Source organism: Streptomyces globosus, assembly GCF_003325375.1.
Classification (GTDB): Bacteria; Actinomycetota; Actinomycetes; order Streptomycetales; family Streptomycetaceae; genus Streptomyces; species Streptomyces globosus_A.
This window is the reverse complement of sequence record NZ_CP030862.1, coordinates 5,902,083-5,916,971: the sequence shown is the minus strand read 5'-3', so window position 1 is coordinate 5,916,971 and position 14,889 is coordinate 5,902,083. Positions and strand designations below refer to the sequence as shown.

Sequence of the window (14,889 nt, the reverse complement as noted above, 5' to 3'; positions counted from 1 at the left end):
TTCGGCCGTGGCCGGTACTCATCGGGTCTTCCGGGCCCTCCACGGTCGTTGACGCTGGTGGTGGGGGGCGGGACGGGGCATTCCGGCAAGGGGGCGGACCTTCCGGGAAGTTGGCCGAAACCAAGCGGGTGTGGTTGTGCGAACCAGTCAGTCCCGCGGGGCGCCCCCGCCCGGACCCGCACAGCCGTGGCGGCCGCCGCCGCGGGCCGCGCCCGCGCCCCGCGACTGCCGCCGGCGCCGCCCGGCGGCCGCCCGCTGCCGCGCCGGGACGAGGGCGGCGGCCCGCCCGGCCTGCTCGGACCGGCGGAGCATCACCCGGCACACGGCCGTGACCGCCACCAGCCCCAGGGTCGCCACCGCGGCCCCGCCGAAGGAGGTCCCGTAGACGACGAGGACGACCGGGACGAGCAGGCAGCTGAAGACCGCCCAGCGCACCACGTCACCCGCGGGATCGTCGTCCCGGCGGTGCGCGGACCGCACGGACGGGTGAACCGCGCCGCCCGCGGGACGCCGGGGGGCGCCGGCGTACGGGTCGGCGTGCGGGCCGGGGTGCGCCGGCTCGGCGGACTGGGCGGGCGGAACCGGGTGGCCGGGCACGGCGGGCTCCCTGCGGGCTCTTCCTGGACGGTCGGACGCCTGTCCAACGGTGCCCGGCGGGGCTCGGTCACTGCGCGCACGGGTGGCGCGGCAGCCCGCCGGTCACTGGCTGTAGGGGCCAGCGGCCATTGCCAACCAGGCCTGCCTCCGGCATGCTCCCTGGGACGCTCTCCAAGTGCTGCATGCCCTGGGCAGGACAGGAGTGTCGCCGTACCCTGAGGGGTAAGGGCTTGGGAAGATGCTTCCCGGACAGAGCTCCGTCACCCTCCGTCGTCGATTTCACCCACTGCCGCCCCGTCGTCTTGTCCCTTCGCCCGAGGACCTCTTCGCCGAGACACCCATGGCCGGTCACGAATTCCCCGAACCCGCGGACCGCAAGCGCAAGCCGCTCGCCGACCACGTGCCGAGCGACGTGCGCGCGGCGGACGAGGCGCGCCACCCCTGCGACCCGGCCTTCCGCCACGGCGTGGTGGTCGGCTTCGACGGCTCCACCTCCAGCGAGCGCGCCCTGGCGTACGCGATCGGCATGGCGCGGCGCTCCGGCTCCGGCCTGATCATCGTGCACGTGGCGAACCGGCTGCCCACCACCGTGTGGGCGGGCTGCGAGCCGCCGGTCTTCGTCGACGTGCCGGACCACCGCACCGAGGTGCTGGGCCTGGAGCTGGCCTGCGCGGACTACCTGGCCGAGGTGCCCTGGATCCTCGTCGAGCGGGGCGGCGACATCTGCCACGAACTGGAGGAGGTCGGCCGGGAGTATTCGGCCGACGCCATCGTGGTCGGCTCGACGCACGGGATCGTGGGCCGGATCTTCGGCTCGGTCGCGGGCCGCCTGGCCAAGCGCGCACAGCGACCGGTTGTTGTCATTCCGTAACCCCGCAGGTGCTGATTGTGCGGTTGTGCACCCCTGTAAAGGGTAGATAAGTGCTGCTGGGACGCAGCAACAACTGCAGATCGAAGGGAGCCCGCCGTGGACAACGGTGTCTCTGCGGGAAGCACGGCCTCCACCTCGACCCTCGGGAACCTGGCCCTGGGTCTCACCCTTCTCGCCTTCGGAATCGGACAGACCGGCATCGTCGGCGGGGTGTCCGCGGCCGACTCCGTCTCGCTCGCGACCTACGTCGGCGGCCTCGCCCTGTTCGTCCTCGGACTCCTGGAGTACCGCGGCGGAAACGGCTTCAACGGCACGGCGTTCGCGGGCCTCGGCGCCTTCTGGTTCACCTGGGCCCACGGGGCCGACGCCAAGGTCTCGGCCAACGCCGCCGGCCTGTTCCTGCTCCTCTTCGCCCTGCTCGCGCTGACGCTCACCCTGGGTGCGCCGGGCGGGCTGTTCGGCCAGGGGGCGTACGCCCTGCTCACGCTCTCCCTCGTCCTCCTCGCCGTGGGGACCCTCGCCGACAGCGGCGGCCTGGGCAAGGCCGCCGGCTGGGTGGCCGCCGTCTCCGGGCTGATGGCCTGGTACGGCGCCACGGCGGCGCTCGCCAACTGGCCGACCGCGCTCGGCCGGGCCTCCGGCGGCAGGAGCGCGGCCGCCGCGGGCTGACCCGCTCGGCGCCGTCCCGCCAGGCGGCGCCGCACGGGAAGGCGGCGCGGGTGCGCGAACGGCCCCCGGTCCTCGGACCGGGGGCCGTTCGGCCGTTTCGGCGCGCCTCGGCGGGGCGGCGAGGCCGCCCGCCGCTGCTACTCGACGGTGACGGACTTCGCGAGGTTGCGCGGCTTGTCGATGTCCCGGCCCAGGGCGAGGGCGGTGTGGTAGGCCAGCAGTTGGAGCGGGATGCCCATCAGGATCGGGTCCAGCTCGTCCTCGTTCTTCGGGACGATGATGGTGTGGTCGGCCTTCTCCTGCTCGCGGTGCGCGACGGCGAGGATGCGGCCGCTGCGGGCCTTGATCTCCTCCAGGGCGGCGCGGTTCTTCTCCAGCAGGTCGTCGTCGGGGACGATCGCGACCGTCGGCATCGCCGGCTCGATCAGGGCGAGCGGGCCGTGCTTGAGCTCGGAGGCCGGGTAGGCCTCGGCGTGGATGTAGGAGATCTCCTTGAGCTTCAGGGAGGCCTCCAGCGCGACCGGGTAGCCGCGGACGCGGCCGATGAACATCATCGACTTGGCGTCGGCGTACTGGGCGGCCAGCTCCTTGATGTCCTCCTCGCCCTTGAGGATCTCCTCGATCTGGGCGGGCAGGCGGCGCAGGCCCTCGATGATCCGCTTTCCGTCGGTGACGGACAGGTCGCGGATGCGGCCGAGGTGCACGGCGAGCAGCGCGAACGCCACGACCGTGTTGGTGAAGCACTTGGTGGAGACGACGCAGACCTCGGGGCCGGCGTGCACGTACACGCCGCCGTCGGCCTCGCGGGCGATGGCGGAGCCGACCACGTTGACGACGCCGAGGACGCGGGCGCCCTTGCGCTTGAGCTCCTGGACGGCGGCCAGCACGTCGTACGTCTCGCCGGACTGGGAGACGGCGATGTAGAGGGTGTCGGGGTCCACGACCGGGTTGCGGTAGCGGAACTCGGAGGCAGGCTCGGCGTCGGCGGGGATGCGGGCCATGCCCTCGATGAGGCTCGCGCCGATCAGGCCGGCGTGGTACGAGGTGCCGCAGCCCAGGATCTTGACGCGGCGGATGCCGCGGGCCTCGCGCGGGTCGAGGTTCAGGCCGCCGAGGTGCACGGTGGAGAAGCGGTCGTCGATGCGGCCGCGCAGGACGCGGTCGACCGCGTCGGGCTGCTCGCTGATCTCCTTGTGCATGTAGGTGTCGTGGCCGCCCATGTCGTAGGAGGCGGCCTCCCACTCGACGGTCTCCGGGGTGGCGGTGGTGGTCGCGCCGGAGGTCGTGTAGGTGCGGAAGTCGTCGGCCTTCAGGGTGGCCATCTCGCCGTCGTCGAGGGTGACGACCTGGCGGGTGTGGGCGACGAGCGCGGCGACGTCGGAGGCGACGAACATCTCCTTCTCGCCGATGCCGAGGACGACCGGCGAGCCGTTGCGGGCGACGACGATGCGGTCGGCGAAGTCGGCGTGCATCACGGCGATGCCGTAGGTGCCCTCGATCGCCTTGACGGCCTCGCGGACCTTCTCCTCCAGGCTCTCGGCCTGGGAGCGGGCGATCAGGTGGACGATGACCTCGGTGTCGGTCTCCGAGACGAAGACCACGCCCTCGGACTCCAGCCTGGCGCGGAGCTCGGCGGCGTTGTCGACGATGCCGTTGTGGACGACGGCGACCTTGTTCTCCGCGTCCAGGTGCGGGTGGGAGTTGATGTCGCTCGGGGCGCCGTGGGTGGCCCAGCGGGTGTGCGCGATGCCGGTGGTGCCGGCGAAGCGCTTGGGGACCCGGGTCTCCAGGTCACGGACGCGGCCCTTGGCCTTGACGACCTTGAGCGCCGTGGACTTCGGGCTGTTGACGACGATGCCCGCCGAGTCGTACCCGCGGTACTCCAGACGCTGGAGGCCCTCCAGCAGCAGCGGCGCGACGTCGCGCTTGCCGATGTATCCCACGATTCCGCACATGAAGTACTGCCCCTCCTGAGGTTTCGGATTGCCCGTGCCGTGCCGTGCTGCCGCGGCGCTCAGCCGTAGACGATGCGCCGCAGCTGCCGCAGCGACAGCTCCGGCGGCGCCACGGCGCGGTGCGGCAGCTCGGCCGCGATCCGTTCGAAGATCTCGGCGTTGACCGCCCCGCCTGCCTGGAGTTCGCGGTGCCTGCGGCGGACGAACTCCTCGGTCGTCTCGTCGAAGTACGCGAGCACGTCGAGCACCACCCGTGCGGCCTCCCCGCGCTGGAGCGAGGTGCTGCGTACCAGGTGGTCGACGAGGTCGTCGTATGACGGGCGGCGGTCGAGCACTCGTAGATATTGACGGGAGAAGGGCAGGAACGCAAAGATCCTGCCCGAAACCGGGCAGGATCATGCTGGTCTGGACCAGCGGAATGCGCTGATCCGCTATGGAAGAGGTCAGAAACGCCGCAAAACGGCCTGCTTGGCCGCAGTGAACTCGTCCGCCGTCAGGATCCCCGACTGGTGCAGGTCGCCCAGCTCCCGCAGCCGGCGCAGCAGCGCGTCGTGGTCCTCCGGGCCCGACGGCTCCGGCGCCCCCGCCGCAAGCTCCGGCGCCGCCGCGGCCGCCGCCGGGACCTGCCCGGGCACGGCCGCCGGGTGCGGCATCCGCGCCGCCACCGCCGCCGCGACCAGCGCCATCAGCGGGTCCTTCCGGAAGCCGAACAGCTCCACCGTGTACGGGTCGTACTTGGGCGCGGGCGCCGGCGGGGCCCCGGCCAGCGTGAACCGGATCCACCCGTTGTCCAGGCCCTTGGACGGCGACCACTCCACCCCGCGCAGGTCCACCACCCGGAACTCCCGCGGGCCCCCGGAGCTCTTCGCCTCCTCCGTCGTCCAGTTCCAGTCCAGGCCCACCCGGTCGCCGTCGAAGGCCACCGTCCCGTCGCCCGCCGCCACCGTGATGGGCACCGCCGGCCCCGGCAGCAGGTACGCCTCCACGGGGCCCGACTCCACCTGCTCCAGCAGCAGCGCGTTGCGCACCTCGTCCACGAAGTACTCGGCCACGCCCGACCGGTCCGACTCCACCGCCAGCCGGTACGGGTCCGAGGACTCGGGCAGCCGCCCCCCGGTCACCTGGAGCAGCGGGCACGCCCCGTCACGCAGGCGGAGCCTGAGCCGGCCCGCCTTGCGGCCCGGCTCGAAGCTGATCCCGGCGATGGCGCGCAGCGGCACGACCACCTCGCCGAGGCTCTGGCGCAGCAGGCCCACCCCCTTGTCCCGCCCGGGCACGATCCGCACCGCGTCCCCGTCGAAGCCCCACGTACCGTCCTTCTGGATGATTTCCGCCATCCTGCGATTCTCGCACCGCCCCCCGCACGCGAGTTGGCCTATACCTGGGCCATGAGAGTCCTGCGACGCACGCTCGGCACCCTCCTCCTCCTGGCCTCGGTCGCCTCCTGCGCCACCGCCCGCGGCGACGACGCGAAACCCCGCGCCCCCCGGCCCGCCGCCCCCGCCGGCTTCGGGCAGCTCCTGCCGGCCCCGGCCACCGTCCGGGCGTCCGGATCCGGCCACGCCCTCGGGCCGGGCACCGTCATCCGCACCGGCCGCACCGGCAACGCGGAGGTCCGCAGGGTCGGCGAACTCCTCGCCGAGCAGCTCCGCGGCCCCACCGGGCTGCCGCTGCCCGTCGTCGACGCCCCCGCGGGCGGCGGGATCGAGCTGCGGCTCGACCCCTCGGCCCCGGACCTCGGCGACGAGGGCTACCGGCTGGAGTCCGGCCCGCGCGCCGTCACCCTCACCGCCCGCACCCCGGCCGGCCTCTTCCACGCCGGGCAGACGCTGCGCCAGCTCCTGCCCGCCGCCGGCGGCGCCGGCACCGTCCCGGGCGGCACGGTCACCGACGCGCCCCGGTTCGCCCACCGCGGGGCGATGCTCGACATCGCCCGGCACTTCTTCACCGCGGAGCAGGTCAAGAGGTACGTCGACCAGCTCGCCCAGTACAAGGTGAACACCCTCCACCTGCACCTCACCGACGACCAGGGCTGGCGGATCGCCATCGACTCCTGGCCGCGGCTGGCCGAGTACGGCGGCGGCAGCGAGGTCGGCGGCGGGCCCGGCGGCCACTGGACGAAGGACGAGTACCGCGACCTGGTGCGGTACGCGGCCGACCGGTACGTGGAGGTCGTCCCGGAGATCGACATGCCGGGGCACGTGAACGCCGCGCTCGCCTCCTACGCGGAGCTGAACTGCGACGGCAAGGCACCCCCGCGCTACACGGGCACCAAGGTCGGCTTCAGCTCGCTGTGCACCGGCAGCGAGCGGACCTACGACTTCGTCGAGGACGTCCTCGCCGAGGTGGCCGCGCTCACCCCCGGCCGCTACCTGCACATCGGCGGCGACGAGGCCTCCGCCACGGCGCCCGCGGACTACGCGGCGTTCATGGACCGGGCGCAGCAGGCGGTCGCCCGGCACGGCAAGACGGTGGTGGCCTGGCACCAGCTGGCCGAGGCGCGGCCGGCGCCGGGGGCGGTGCTCCAGTACTGGGGCCACGACCGGACCGGCGCGGCGGAGAAGGCCCGGGTCGCGGCCGCCGCGAAGGCGGGCCACCCGGTGATCCTGTCACCGGCCGACCGGCTCTACCTCGACATGAAGTACGACGCCGCGACGAAGCCGGGCCTGTCCTGGGCGGGCTACGTGCCGGTGCGCCGGGCCTGTGAGTGGGACCCGGGGGCGTACCTGGCCGGACTGCCGGCCGAGGCGGTGCTGGGGGTCGAGGCGCCGCTGTGGACGGAGACCGTCGCGACCCGCGAGGAGCTGGAGTACATGGCGTTCCCGCGGGTGCTGTGCCTGGCCGAGCTCGGCTGGAGCCAGGAGCCGCCCGACTGGGCGGAGTACGGGCCGCGCCTGGCCGCGCAGGCCCCGCGGATGGAGGCGCAGGGCATCGGCTACCACCGCGCGGCGGACGTGCCCTGGCAGGCGGGGGACGCGGCGCGGCGGTAGCGGAGGAGGGGGCGGCGGAGGGGCGGGCCGGTGTGCGGGGGACCGTGGCCGCACACCGGCCCGCCCCGTGCCTACCGCCGCGCGAAGGGCGCGACGGGGTTCTGCAGGGTGCCGACCAGCTGGAGGGCGGCCGACGGGTCGGTCAGGTCGACCATCTGCTTGTTGTTGCGCAGCTGGAGCCGGTTCAGGCAGGACAGCTGGAACTCCGGGGCGAACAGGTCGTACCGCTCGAAGCGCTCGGCGAGCTGCGGCATCGACTCCTGGTAGGCGTGGCCGCAGTCCGCGACGGCCTTCCAGAAGGTGTCCTCGTCGCAGACGCCCTCGGTCGCGAGGATCGAGCCCAGGAAGCGGAAGAAGCAGTCGAAGACGTCCGTGAAGATCGACAGCAGCTTCATGTCCTCCGGGATGTCCGCCCGGATCCGCTCGACCGCCGGCGGCAGGACCGCGTCCGGGTCCATGACGACGATCTCCTCGGCGATGTCCTTGAAGACCGCCCGCTTCACCACGCCGTCCTCGATGACGAGGATGGTGTTCTCGCCGTGCGGCATGTACGCGAGGTCGTACTGGTAGAAGCAGTGCAGCAGCGGCACGAGGTAGGCGCGCAGGTAGTGGCGCAGCCACTCGGCCGGGCTCAGCCCCGACTCCTCGATGAGCGCGGCGGCCAACGACCGGCCCTCGGCGTCCACGTGCAGCAGCGAGGCCATCGTGGCCAGCCGCTCGCCCTCCTTCAGGGAGCCCACCGGCGACTCGCGCCACAGCGCGGCCAGCATCTTCCGGTACGGCGAGTACCGGTCCGTGGCCCGCTCGTACTGGCGGTGGTGGTAGCCGATCGCCGCCCGCTCGCGGATGATCGAGAAGTCGACGGACTGCAGGACCTCGTCGTTCTCGATGAGGCGGTGCAGCCAGTCGTTGATGGCCGGGGTGGCCTCCATGTACGCCGCGGACAGGCCGCGCATGAAGCCCATGTTCAGCACCGAGATCGCCGTCTTGACGTAGTGCTTCTCGGGGGCGCTGGTGTTGAAGAAGGTGCGGATGGACTGCTGCGCCAGGTAGGCGTCCGCGCCCTCGCCGAGCAGCACCAGGCGGCGGCTCGCGATCTCGGCGGCGAAGGTGACGGTCGTCTTGTTCCACCACTGCCAGGGGTGGATCGGCAGCAGGTGGTAGTCCGCCAGGTCCAGGCCGAGCGCGGCCATCTTCGCCTCGAACCCGGCGATGGCCTCCTCGCCCAGCTCGGCGCGCATGAACGAGTCGTGGTCCAGGCCGGCACCGGCGGTGAAGGTGGAGACGTCCTTGCGGGCGGCCACCCACACCAGGTGGACCGGGCTCGCCGCCTCCGGCGCGTAACTGCGGAACTCGTGCACCCCGAAGCCGAGGCGGCCGTTGTTGGCGACGAAGCAGGGGTGGCCCTCCGTCATGCCGGTCTCGATGTCCTGGAACGAGGACTTCGCGAGGACCGCGGCCGGCACCTGCGGCTTGGTGTACTTGAAGCCGGTGCCCGCCAGGGTGGAGGAGATCTCCTCCAGGTAGACCGGCAGGACCTCGTCGCTCAGGCCGAGCGCCCCGCGCATCTCGATGTGGAAGTCGAGGGCGTCCGGCTCGGCCTCGGCGCCGTCCTTCAGGCGGACGATCGAGGCCTCGTCCACGGCCCAGTGGTCCAGGGCGTGGCGGACGGCGCGGAAGCGGTACTCCACCGTGCCGTCGTCGCTGAGGACCCGGTAGCCGGAGCCGTCCTCCAGGGGCTGCGGGTCCAGCAGGCGCTCGTGGGAGAACTCCGCCAGGGCCTTGCGGACCAGCGCGCGGTTGGCGCGGGCCCACAGTTCGGGCGAGAGGTGGGAGATCGCGTCGGCGAGGCTCATATCGACGCTCCCGTGGTCAGGCCGGTGGCCGCTTCGAACTGTTCGCGGGTGCAGAAGCTGAGCAGGGCGGTCTTCTCCGGCTTCTGGACGGGGCGCTCCGGGACGAAGCCGACGGCCTCGTTCAGGGCGTGCACGGCCTTGTTGTCGACGTCGGGCTCGACGACGACGCGCCGGACGGCCGGGTCGGCGAACAGCGCCGCCATGACCGTGGTGATCACGGCGCGGGTGAAGCCGTGCAGCGGGGTGTCGCTGGGCGCGACGAGGAAGTGCATGCCGGTGTCGCCGGGCTCGGCATCGTACAGGCCGACCAGCTCCAGCCGGCTCGGGTCGTAGCGCTCCATCAGGAACGCGGGCCGGCCCTCGTGCAGGCCGATGAACGCGTCGTGGTGCTCGGCGGCCGCGATCTTCATGTACTCGCGCTCGACGTCGGGCAGGGAGGCGTCCTGCATCATCCAGAACGCCGCCTTCGGGTGGGTGACCCACCCGTGGAGCAGCTCTGCGTCGGTCAGCGGGTCCAGGGCGCGGATCGCGAAGGAGCCGAGGGCGGCGTCCGTGCGGGCGTACAGGATCTCGGTGGTGGTGCTCATGCGTGCACGCCTTCCGGGGCGGCGAACTGCTGGAACGCGATGGACTTCTCGACCTTGTAGTACTCGCGGCCGAGCAGTTCCTTGACGATGTACGCGTTGCGGTACGCGGCCATGCCCAGGTCCGGCGAGGTGATCGAGTGGTTGTGGACGGTGCCGTTCTGCAGGAAGATCTCGCGGCCGGCCGTGTCGATCGTGTAGTTGCGGGCCGCGTCGGGGCGGCCGTGGCCGTCGAAGTTGATGCGGTCGCGGATCGGGGCGAGGAACTCGGGCAGGACGAACCTGTAGCCCGTGGCGAGGACGAGGCCGTCCGTGGCGAGGGAGAAGTCGCGCTCCTGCTCCTCCTGGCGCAGGCCCAGCGTGTAGGTGCCCGTGGTGGTGTCGTAGGCCGCCGAGTTCAGCGCGGTGTTGGTCATCAGCGTGGTCGGGACGGGGCCCGGCATGGTGACCTTCTTCTGGTAGAGCAGGTCGAAGATGGCGTTGATGAGCTCGCCGTCGATGCCCTTGAAGAGGTTCTTCTGCTGCGTCTCCAGCCGGTAGCGGGTCTCCTCCGGCAGGGCGTGGAAGTAGTCCACGTACTCCGGGGAGGTCATCTCCAGCGTGAGCTTGGTGTACTCCAGCGGGAAGAACCGCGGGGAGCGGGTCACCCAGTTGAGCTGGTAGCCGTGGACGTCGATCTCGGAGAGCAGGTCGTGGTAGATCTCCGCGGCGCTCTGGCCCGAGCCCACCAGGGTGATCGACTTCTTCTTCTGGAGCTCTGCCTTGTTCGCCATGTAGGCGGAGTTGTGGAAGAAGTCGCCGCCCAGGCCGGCGCAGGCCGGCGGGACGTACGGCGGGGTGCCGGTGCCGAGGACCAGGCGGCGGGCCAGGTGGGTCTCGCCGCGGTCGGTGCGCACCTCGTACAGGCCGGCCCGCTCGTCGTAGGAGACCTCGGTGGCGGAGGTGGAGAACTGCACGTTCTCCAGGCGGTCGGCGGCCCAGCGGCAGTAGTCGTTGTACTCGGTCCGCAGCGGGTAGAAGTTCTCCCGGATGTAGAAGGAGTACAGCCGGTCCTGGTCCTTGAGGTAGTTCAGGAACGAGAACGGCGAGGTCGGGTCGGCCAGGGTGACCAGGTCCGACATGAACGGCGTCTGCAGGTGCGCGCCGTCCAGGAACATCCCCGCGTGCCACTCGAAGTGCGGCTTCGTCTCGATGAAGAGGCCGTCGAGCTCGTCGATCGGGGCGGTCAGGCAGGCGAGTCCCAGGTTGAAGGGACCGAGGCCGATACCGATGAAGTCGAGGGGCCGGCGGGGGCCACGGGGCTCACGAGACGACTGCAAGGGATTCTCCCAGGTACTGCTCGGCGTGGGACGCGAGGAGGTCGAGCACGGCCGCGATGTCGGCCGTGGTGGTCTGCGGGTTGAGGAGGGTGAACTTCAGGTACTGCCTGCCGTCGACCTTCGTGCCCGCGACGACGGCCTCGCCGGAGGCGAACAGGGCCTTGCGGGCGTGCAGGTTGGCCTCGTCGACGAGGTCGGGGCGCACCTCGTCCGCGGGGACGTAGCGGAAGACCAGGGTGGAGATCTGCGGCCGGACGACGACCTCGTAGCGGGGGTCGGCGTCGATGATGTCCCAGCCGGCGGCGGCCAGGTCGACGACCTCGTCGAAGAGGGAGCCGATGCCGTCGGCGCCCATGGTGCGCAGCGTCATCCAGAGCTTGAGGGCGTCGAAGCGGCGCGTGGTCTGGATGGACTTGTCGACCTGGTTCGGGATCCGCTCCTCGGCCATGCGGCGCGGGTTGAGGTAGTCCGCGTGGTACGTGGCGTGCTTCAGGGTGTCGCGGTTGCGTACCAGCATCGCGCTGGAGCTCACGGGCTGGAAGAAGGACTTGTGGTAGTCGACCGTGACCGAGTCGGCGTGCTCGATGCCGTCGAGGAGGTGCCGGCGGGTGGGGGAGACCAGCAGTCCGCAGCCGTAGGCGGCGTCCACGTGCATCCACGTGCCGTGCTCGGCGGCCAGGCGGGCGATCTCGGGGAGCGGGTCGATGGACCCGAAGTCGGTGGTGCCGGCGGTGGCGACGACGGCCATCGGGATGAGGCCCTCGGAGGCGCACTCCTCCAGCTCCAGCGCGAGGACGGAGGTGTCCATGCGGCGGTTGCGGTCGACGGGGACGGCGATGACGGCCTCGTAGCCCATGCCGAGCATGGCGGCCGACTTCTTGACGCTGAAGTGGCTGGCCTCGGAGGTGAAGATGCGCAGGCGGGGCAGGACCTCGGACTTGGCGAGGGGGCGGTCGGCGGCCTGCACGGCCTTGCGGCAGGCCTCGTCGCGGGCGAGCAGCAGGGAGTGGAAGTTCGACTGGCTGCCGCCGGAGGTGAAGATGCCGTCCGCGTCCGGGCCGAGGCCGATGCGGGCCGCGGTCCAGTCGATGAGGCGGCGCTCGATGAGCGTGCCGCCGATGGACTGGTCCCAGGTGTCCAGGGAGGAGTTGACGGCGGAGAGGACCGCCTCGCCGAGGACGGCGGGGATGACGACCGGGCAGTTGAGGTGGCCCAGGTAGCGCGGGTGGTGGAAGTACACCGCGTCGCGCAGGTAGACCTCTTCCAGCTCGTCCAGGACGGCGGCCGGGTCCTCCAGCGGGCGGTCCAGGTCGATTCCGTTGACCACGGGGGCGAGTTCGTCGACGGAGATTCCGGTGTGGGGCCGCTGGGTGGACGCGAGTTTCGCGGCGACGCGCTCGACGCCCTCGGTGACGGAACGCCGGTACAGCTCCGCGGTCGTCTCATTCAGGAGATGCGAGCGCATCAACTTTCCTCCGGGGCAGGGGAAGAGGGGGGAAGATCAGGTGCAAGCCTTAGGTTAGCCTAACCTAATTATTCGGCCAAATGGGGGTGGGGTCCGGTCGGAGCCGGCCAGGTCCCTTGACATGAAGAATCGTGGAGGCTGCTGGTGGGACGGCAACGGAAACGCTGGTGACGGGGTATCGGACGGCTTGCAGGGCACTGGAGCCGGAGCACGCCGGCCGGAGCCCCGGCGTGGAAACCCCGGTGCCCCTGCGCGGCCCTACAGCTCGGAGGCCGGGTCCTCGCTGGCGGCCTTGCCCGCGTACGCCTCGGCGAGCAGCTGCTCCTCGCTGGCGCCCAGGCGCCAGTAGCCGGTGAAGCGCACCGCGCGCCGGTCGAGGGAGCGCTCCTGCACCAGGTGCCGGCGGACGGCGCGGATCGTGCCCGCCTCACCCGCCAGCCAGCCGTACGGGCGCTGCGCCTGCGGGAGTTCGGCGGCGCGCACCGCCTCCACGACGCGCTCGGCGCGGCCGGGCCCGGCCCCGCGCACGATCCACGTGATCTCCGCGTCGGCCGCGGTCTCCAGGTCGAGCCGGTCGTCGGCGTGCGGGACCTCGAAGAACGCCCGCACCCGCATGCCCGGCGCCTGGCGCTCCAGGATCGCGGCGGCGGCGGGGAGCGCCGTCTCGTCCGCGTACACCACCAGCGCGTCGGTGCCGGCCGGAGGCTGGAAGCGCACGGACTTGTTGTCCGCCACCGCCGGGCCGATCGCCAGGATCCGGCTGCCGGCGGCGGCCCGTCCGGCCCAGGCGGAGGCGGGGGAGGAGTCGCCGTGGAGCACGAAGTCGATGTCGACCTCGACCGCGCCGCCGTCCGCGTCGCGCTGCTCGCGGACCGTGTACGAGCGCATGACCGGCCGCTCGCCGTCGGGCATCCCGCGCCAGGCGGCGAACCAGGTGTCCTCGGCGGTGGAGGGCAGTTCGGTGTGCTGCCGGTGGGCGGGCGGCAGGAAGAGCGAGAGGCTCTGGTCGAAGCCGCCCGAGCGGAAGCCGGCCAGGCCGTCGCCGCCGAAGGTGACCCGCAGGAAGGAGTGGCCGAGGCGGCGGGTGCGCAGCACTTCCGGGGTGAAGAAGCGGAAGTGGGCGGCTGCGGCCTCGGGTGCGGGCGCGGTGCCGGACGCGGTGTCGGACATGCGGGTGGATCCCCCTGGGTGTCGGGCGGGCGCCGGACCGCGGGTCAGCGGGGTCCGGCGCCGGACGGGTGCGGCCGGGCCGCGGCAGGACCGAGGGCCCGCGGCGTCGGCCGCGGGCCCGGGTCCCGGATCTGCTCTTCCTGCCGGCCGCGGGGCCGGCCGGGGTCCTAGCCGACCTTCTTGGCGTTCTGGATGGCCTTGGCGAGGTCCTCGAGGACCTGCGCGCACTTCTCGTACGAGTAGATCGGCTCGGTCACGCGCGGGGCGACCTGGCCGGCCTTGACGGCGGGCAGCTCGTTCCAGGTGGGCTTGGCCTTCAGGGCGTCGGGCTGGAGGGTGCCCGTGCGGTTGTCGAGGAGGACGAGGTCGGCCTTGTACTTGCCGGCGTTCTCCCAGCTGAGGCTCTCGAAGAAGCCGCCCTGGTCGAGCTTGTCCTGCTCGGGGGTGACGAACTCGACGCCGAGGGTCTCGAAGTACTTCAGGTCGGCGGAGGTCTTCGGGGTGGAGACGTAGAACAGCGCGTCCGAGCCGGAGCCGACGAGCACCTTGATGCCCGGGTTGGCCTTGGTGGCCTCGCGGACCTTCCCGGCGGCGGCCTCGAAGCGCGCCTTGGCGTCGGTGACCTTCTTGCTGTTCAGGTCGGCGCCCAGGGACTTCGCCAGGTCGGCGGTGCGGGCCAGGGACTTGTCCATGGAGGCGTCGCCGCCCACGCCGATCGCGGCGGCCGGGGCCAGGGCCAGGATCTTGTCCTTGGAGGCCTCGGGCACGTACCAGTAGGTGCCGTCCCAGGTGTTGGTGACGAGCAGCTCGGGGGCCAGGGAGGCGTACTTCTCGACGTTGAACTCGTCGTAGACGTTGCCGAGGATCTCGACCTTGGAGATGTCCATCGAGCCGGCCGTCACGTCGGGCTTGCCGTCGGCGGTCTTGGTCGGGCCGAAGACGCCCTTGACCGACACGCCGTAGTCGTACAGCGCGGCCGCGGTGCCCGTGTAGGCCACGACGTTCTTCGGGGCGGCCTTCAGGCTGATGTCCTTGCCGAGGTCGTCCTTGAAGGTCCAGGCGCCCGACGCCGCGGCGCCCTTGTCCGCGTCGCCGCCGCTCTTCGCCTTGTCGCCGCCGCCGCACGCGGTCAGAGCCGCGACGAGGCCGAGGGCGCCGCCGGCGGCGACCAGGCCGCGACGGGTGAGGTAGGAGGTACGGGACTTGGGCATGTCGGTGTCCGCTTTCATACGTGCCGGGCGGCCGAAACGGGCCGTTCGGTGGGGAAGGTAAGCCTAACCTAAAGGGATCTCCGGCGGGGATGCAAGGCCGGTGCCCGCCCGGGCGTCGATCGTGATCTCCGGGAGACCTTTCGCGGTCTTCCCTTCCGCACGAAGTGCCCTCGGGGAAAAGTGAATTGCCGGTTCGTCGGAT

The 14,889-nt window shown here is 71.9% G+C and carries 13 protein-coding genes; 3 read left to right on the top strand and 10 right to left on the bottom strand.

Annotated elements, in window-relative coordinates:
• Window positions 1-147 precede the first annotated feature (147 nt).
• Complete coding sequence (locus tag C0216_RS26255; protein WP_428985459.1) at window positions 148-597, bottom strand: hypothetical protein; 450 nt, start codon at window positions 595-597, stop codon at window positions 148-150.
• Between the two features lie 340 nt (window positions 598-937).
• Between C0216_RS26255 and C0216_RS26250 the strand changes: the two genes are divergently transcribed.
• Both C0216_RS26250 and C0216_RS26245 read left to right on the top strand, forming a co-directional pair.
• On the top strand, window positions 938-1,468 hold the full coding sequence (locus C0216_RS26250; protein ID WP_114057663.1) for a universal stress protein: 531 nt from the start codon (window positions 938-940) through the stop codon (window positions 1,466-1,468).
• 96 nt (window positions 1,469-1,564) lie between these two features.
• Window positions 1,565-2,137 (top strand): GPR1/FUN34/YaaH family transporter, encoded by a 573-nt coding sequence (locus C0216_RS26245; RefSeq protein WP_114057662.1) that lies wholly within the window; start codon window positions 1,565-1,567, stop codon window positions 2,135-2,137.
• Window positions 2,138-2,274: 137 nt separating this feature from the next.
• Here C0216_RS26245 and glmS read toward each other — a convergent pair whose 3' ends face one another.
• From glmS to C0216_RS26230, 3 genes are all read right to left on the bottom strand, one after another.
• Entirely contained in the window at window positions 2,275-4,092 is a 1,818-nt protein-coding gene (gene glmS / locus C0216_RS26240) for a glutamine--fructose-6-phosphate transaminase (isomerizing) (protein ID WP_114057661.1), read from the bottom strand.
• Window positions 4,093-4,151: 59 nt separating this feature from the next.
• Window positions 4,152-4,427: a hypothetical protein gene (locus C0216_RS26235; protein WP_114057660.1), complete on the bottom strand. Its 276-nt coding sequence runs from the start codon at window positions 4,425-4,427 to the stop codon at window positions 4,152-4,154.
• 108 nt (window positions 4,428-4,535) lie between these two features.
• Window positions 4,536-5,429: a DUF4429 domain-containing protein gene (locus C0216_RS26230; RefSeq protein ID WP_114057659.1), complete on the bottom strand. Its 894-nt coding sequence runs from the start codon at window positions 5,427-5,429 to the stop codon at window positions 4,536-4,538.
• Window positions 5,430-5,480: 51 nt separating this feature from the next.
• Between C0216_RS26230 and C0216_RS26225 the strand changes: the two genes are divergently transcribed.
• Window positions 5,481-7,082 carry a beta-N-acetylhexosaminidase gene (locus tag C0216_RS26225; protein WP_114057658.1) on the top strand — a complete coding sequence of 534 codons (1,602 nt, stop codon included), beginning with the start codon at window positions 5,481-5,483 and terminating at the stop codon, window positions 7,080-7,082.
• 71 nt (window positions 7,083-7,153) lie between these two features.
• On the opposite strand, the gene C0216_RS26220 is transcribed toward C0216_RS26225, so the two are convergent.
• The 6 genes from C0216_RS26220 to C0216_RS26195 form a co-directional block, all read right to left on the bottom strand.
• Window positions 7,154-8,938 (bottom strand): IucA/IucC family protein, encoded by a 1,785-nt coding sequence (locus C0216_RS26220; RefSeq protein ID WP_114057657.1) that lies wholly within the window; start codon window positions 8,936-8,938, stop codon window positions 7,154-7,156.
• Entirely contained in the window at window positions 8,935-9,525 is a 591-nt protein-coding gene (locus tag C0216_RS26215; RefSeq protein WP_114057656.1) for a GNAT family N-acetyltransferase, read from the bottom strand. Before C0216_RS26215 ends, C0216_RS26220 begins: the two co-directional genes overlap by 4 nt.
• Window positions 9,522-10,841 (bottom strand): lysine N(6)-hydroxylase/L-ornithine N(5)-oxygenase family protein, encoded by a 1,320-nt coding sequence (locus C0216_RS26210; RefSeq protein WP_114057655.1) that lies wholly within the window; start codon window positions 10,839-10,841, stop codon window positions 9,522-9,524. Before C0216_RS26210 ends, C0216_RS26215 begins: the two co-directional genes overlap by 4 nt.
• Window positions 10,825-12,306 carry a pyridoxal phosphate-dependent decarboxylase family protein gene (locus C0216_RS26205; protein WP_114057654.1) on the bottom strand — a complete coding sequence of 494 codons (1,482 nt, stop codon included), beginning with the start codon at window positions 12,304-12,306 and terminating at the stop codon, window positions 10,825-10,827. Before C0216_RS26205 ends, C0216_RS26210 begins: the two co-directional genes overlap by 17 nt.
• Window positions 12,307-12,564: 258 nt before the next feature.
• Entirely contained in the window at window positions 12,565-13,476 is a 912-nt protein-coding gene (locus tag C0216_RS26200; RefSeq protein WP_114057653.1) for a siderophore-interacting protein, read from the bottom strand.
• Between the two features lie 167 nt (window positions 13,477-13,643).
• Window positions 13,644-14,687 carry an ABC transporter substrate-binding protein gene (locus C0216_RS26195; RefSeq protein ID WP_114057652.1) on the bottom strand — a complete coding sequence of 348 codons (1,044 nt, stop codon included), beginning with the start codon at window positions 14,685-14,687 and terminating at the stop codon, window positions 13,644-13,646.
• Window positions 14,688-14,889 lie beyond the last annotated feature (202 nt).

Coding starts and splice junctions, on each gene's coding strand:
- C0216_RS26250 (WP_114057663.1), top strand. CDS start 938: ATGGCCGGTCACGAATTCCCCGAACCCGCGGACCGCAAGCGCAAGCCG.
- glmS (WP_114057661.1), bottom strand. CDS start 4,092: ATGTGCGGAATCGTGGGATACATCGGCAAGCGCGACGTCGCGCCGCTG.
- C0216_RS26230 (WP_114057659.1), bottom strand. CDS start 5,429: ATGGCGGAAATCATCCAGAAGGACGGTACGTGGGGCTTCGACGGGGAC.
- C0216_RS26225 (WP_114057658.1), top strand. CDS start 5,481: ATGAGAGTCCTGCGACGCACGCTCGGCACCCTCCTCCTCCTGGCCTCG.
- C0216_RS26220 (WP_114057657.1), bottom strand. CDS start 8,938: ATGAGCCTCGCCGACGCGATCTCCCACCTCTCGCCCGAACTGTGGGCC.
- C0216_RS26215 (WP_114057656.1), bottom strand. CDS start 9,525: ATGAGCACCACCACCGAGATCCTGTACGCCCGCACGGACGCCGCCCTC.
- C0216_RS26205 (WP_114057654.1), bottom strand. CDS start 12,306: ATGCGCTCGCATCTCCTGAATGAGACGACCGCGGAGCTGTACCGGCGT.
- C0216_RS26200 (WP_114057653.1), bottom strand. CDS start 13,476: ATGTCCGACACCGCGTCCGGCACCGCGCCCGCACCCGAGGCCGCAGCC.
- C0216_RS26195 (WP_114057652.1), bottom strand. CDS start 14,687: ATGCCCAAGTCCCGTACCTCCTACCTCACCCGTCGCGGCCTGGTCGCC.